The 4,503-nt window shown below is 35.2% G+C and carries 2 protein-coding genes; both read right to left on the bottom strand.

Going from position 1 to position 4,503, the window contains the following annotated elements:
- Window positions 1-251 precede the first annotated feature (251 nt).
- Window positions 252-926, bottom strand: coding sequence for a hypothetical protein (locus CLV93_RS20010; protein WP_106544007.1), 675 nt, complete (start codon window positions 924-926; stop codon window positions 252-254).
- Window positions 927-4,088: a type ISP restriction/modification enzyme gene (locus tag CLV93_RS20005; protein ID WP_106544006.1), complete on the bottom strand. Its 3,162-nt coding sequence runs from the start codon at window positions 4,086-4,088 to the stop codon at window positions 927-929.
- Window positions 4,089-4,503: the final 415 nt, after the last annotated feature.

Genomic DNA, 4,503 nt, shown 5'->3' with positions numbered 1-4,503 from the left:
ATGATTTAACGAACCGCCGTATACGAGACCCGTACGTACGGTGGTGTGAGAGGCTTTCCCCGTCAGTTTCTGCTGGCGGGGCAGTCTACTCGATTACCAACTGGCCTTTATTCATTTTCAAACAATTAGCTATCAATTTTGCAGTGCCTCGTGCGTTCGGACAGACACACTCTTTGACAAGTTTTGGCCGTGCGGTTGGCTTTTCGAGCGACTTGGCAATGTGTGTGGCTGTGAAGCGTGGGCTTTTCATATTATAATCCAATTATTTTTTTAATAAATTCTCTTGTTTGGTCATATCCAACAATTATTGTAACAATCCCGCTTACCAAAGTCACCAAAGCAATAAGACCTGAAATTACTTTGTAAATCAAACTGTTTTTTATTGAACTAACTGTCCGATTGCTAATGATACCAAACCAACTTAGAATGAAAATCGGAATGCTCATAATTTCTTTAAACCCTTCTCGAAACCACACAATAGGATTTCTTAAATTCTTGCGAGTGTCTTTACTGTATTCTTCTAAATGACCAATGTATCGCAACAAGCAGTCATCAACTGCACCAACATCAAAATTTTCAACTTGACCTTCTCTAAATTTTGGTATTGTATTTATAATTATTTGATAATTGTTAATCATATAGTTTTGAAAAGCAGGTTTATATGTCATTTCGCCAAATGAACCAACATAACTTTGGATTTTACTTACATTCATTGTAAGCCATACATAAAGTTCACCATCAAAATCACCTGAACGGCTCCAACGGTCATAAGTTTTAAAATACTTGTTAGCAAATTCAACAAACTTATTTCTGTATTCACCTGCAAATTCAATTTTCTTGATAACCCTTGAATGACGATTGTAAACAAGAACAAACCCTATTACAATAACCGTTAGAATACTAAATATAATTAATGTCGTTATCATTTACTCAATCGCAATTTTATCAATTTCTTTCATTAATCTGTCAGTTTCCGAAAGTGCTACAATTATTTTCTGATAATGTAAAATATCATCAAATTCCAGTTTGCTGTCTTTACGGTCTTTTAACCATTTTTGGGCTGGTTGATAACCGCCTATGAAGAAATTCCAAGATGTTTCGGGAACATTATCAAAATACTGTGTGTCGTTAATGTAAACTTTCTCGTTTTCAAATGACGGTTTTTGAACCACATTATCACCGTCAATTGGGTATTGAGTGATATAATTTTCAACGGTTTGGCTTTCTAATAAATGTATTTTGCGTATTTCTCCGCCCAAACTTACTAATTGCCAAAAATTATCTGTGTCTTTTGGGTACGGTACTCTTGGAAAATCAATTTTCAGAAACTCGTTATATTTTTTCCTGTAAGTTGGCGAATATAGAACTGCGTAGATATAATCTAAAATATCAATTGGGGCAAAGGTGTTTTCGGTTGTTTCTTTTTCGGCCGTAAATGTTAATGCTAATTTTTCTTCTATTTGTTTTACAATTTCTGAATTCAGGTTTGGTAATCGTTCTTTTTGTTGTTCAATGGTTTGTTGACCATTGGTTTCAGGGTACAGATAAAGTGGAAAATAATAACCAGAACCATTAGTCCCAGCATTGCCTGTAATATTAAAGTCTCCAATATGTTTTGAAATAAAAAGATGTTTCCATTCACTTGAGGTTTGTCTTGAAAAAATTAATGCAACATTATCTTTCAGAAGATGGCTCATTACTTGCTTCACAGGCCATCCAATAAAACCTTTTGAATCGCCTGTATAATATGTCCATTTATTGTCAAATTGGCGATATGCATATTTTACAAACAATTCTTCCTTAATACCAAATTTCATAACATTATCCTTACAAAACTCTACTTTTCCATCTCTACTTTTCCAACTAATAAAATTATACTTGGTTTCAATTTCTGAGTAAGAAAGATTGTAAATATCGTTTATCTTTTCTTTGATTTCATTTTTTGAATTTTGAAATGCCAAAGCATCTCTTTTACTAACAATGCCTGCGCCACTAACTTTAAAGAGTTTACATACATTAAATCCTCTTTCATAAACTTTCTTAATTTCAAAATCTTTCTTTACCATGAAAAACATTGGAGCTTCATTTTGAAGTTCCGTGAATTTTATAGACTTTAAAGTGTTTTCAGTTAAGAAATCATATTTACTATCTCTTTTACCATATAAATCATAATGGAATACTTTGCCTAATTCGTTTGTTTTTTTCTTACCTGTTTTAATGAAAACATTGATTGAAACTCCTTGTTGAATGTCAAAAACATTGATATCGGCACTTCCATCTGGAGCGGTTTCTTTTTTGTTTGAATTGCCATGTAAATCGATTGTGAAAATTTTGTCGTATGTTCTAATCAAATTCCAACGCATTCCTCGAAAAGTTGGATTGTCTAGAAATCCATGTGGGTTGATAAAAGCCAATACGCCACTTCCATTTTTCTCAATAAAATGCTGACCATATCGTAAAAACTTGACGTAATCATCATTAATCCATTTTGAATTTTTCTCTTTCAGCTTTACTTTACCTCCAGGCTCTTTTTTATAATCTTCCATCAGATTCATAATCCAAGCACCTTGATTGGAGCTTTCGCCACTGTAAGGAGGATTTCCAATCACACACATTACAGGAGTATCTCGCTTTATATGGTTAGCCTCATTTGCTTCGTTAGCAAAAACCGTAGCCCAAAGTGAGCCAGTATCAGGATGATATTCTTCCAAACTGTTAGTAAGGTATACTCTAAAACGCTGGTCTTTGGTTGGTTTAAATCCTGTTTCCTTTAAAAGCAAATCAAGTTTCAAATGTGCCATTGCATAACTTGCCATAAGTATCTCAAAACCATTTAAACGAGGCAATAAATGCGTTTCTGCATAATTACTCCAAATGCCTTGCTGACCAGCAAATTTTTTATGTATGTGTTTTACAACTTCGGCAAGGAAAGTCCCTGTTCCAGTTGCAGGGTCAAGTATTTGAACTTTGTGTACTTCTTGGTCAACTTTTTTGCCTTGCATATCAACTTTTATCGTTGTCTTTGAAGTATCGGCAAGTCCTTGAGGTAAATCAAATTCTGATTTTAAAATATCGTCAACGGCACGAACAATAAAATTAACAACAGGTTGCGGAGTGTACCAAACTCCACGAGCTTTACGCAATTTTGGGTCGTATTCGCTTAGGAACGTTTCGTAAAAATGGATTATTGGGTCTTCCATTTTTGTTGATTTCCCGTAATTTTTTAGAATTTCTTCTACGTTTGTCGCTAAGAAAATATCTGCAAGGCTGTCAACAATCCATTTTATACGGTCGTCAATGTCTGGCCCTGATATGTAACCGAATAGTTTTCTTAAAAAGGGATTTGATTTTGGAATAAGTTCTGCGGCTTCCTGTCTGCTGAAATCGTTTAATGAAGTATCATGCAGTCGGGCTGCAAACATTCCGTATGCAATTGTTTGAGCGTAAACATCTGCAAATCCCTTTGGTGTTATATCATGTATCAGGATTTGTTTAAACGCAATCATTTGGTCTTTCAGCGAGCTATTTTCTTCGTTTTCTTCATCGCTGGTCAACGCCTTTTCTATAATTTCAGAAAGCAGGCGGGCTTTGCCCGCCATCATTTCTGCTAATTTTTTTGGGCTTTTTATCGTTTGTCCAATGTGGACGCAAAAATCTTTTATCAGGTTTTCAAAACTGGCGAAATTCTCGGTAAGCGGTTTAATCCCTTTGTCTGTAATTTCACCAATCTCGATTTTAGTAATCAGTTCTCCGTCGTGGTATAAATGAAAACGTAAATAATCTGTGAAAATCAAATTACTCAATGAAGCCTTATACCTGTCAAATTGTTCTCTGTGTCCAGTTTTCTTTTTCCCCTCCAAATCAGTATCGCCAATGTCTTTTGCTTCAATGAATCCAACTGGAATATCCTTTTTTGTCAAGATGTAGTCAGGTGCTCCGCAACTTTGTCTTTTCGGTTCGTTTGTTGCACGAATTGTCGGAACTAAACTTTCAATCAATTGTTGTAAATCGCCACGAAATGTATGTTCAGTCGCATTGCCTAACTTATAGCGTTGATTTATGTTGTCTATGTATTGTTCTATTGTCATTTTTATATCAATCCGTTTCTAATAATCACAAATGTATCAATTTACCGCCAGTGCGTAGGCAAAAAAACAGCTCTTTTGCAAGCTGAAGCATCGGCTTGTGTGTCAGGGCTTGTGAATGTGCTGTTTTGTGGGTTGGCTGTCTCATTTTTCTTTTTTTCTCATTGCAAAATTACCACTGCCGTTTCTTTCTTTGGCTTGTTGGTAACGGTTTGTGTATGAAGCGTTGGGCATTTCGAAGCACTTTCCTGTCAAACCGCTACAAAGTTTATTAGATGTAACGACCTTGAAATTAGCACTTTCCGCCCAATGATTTATACACTTTGTGTGTGCCCAGCATGAGCATGTGCACACTTACTTGTAAGTTCCGGATAAAATTGAAAAATACAAATTTTCCGGATTAAACAATAAGTGTAGC

The sequence above is a fragment of the Prolixibacter denitrificans genome, from assembly GCF_003014495.1.
GTDB classification, from domain to species: domain Bacteria; phylum Bacteroidota; class Bacteroidia; order Bacteroidales; family Prolixibacteraceae; genus Prolixibacter; species Prolixibacter denitrificans.
This window is presented reverse-complemented; position numbering and strand designations above follow the sequence as displayed.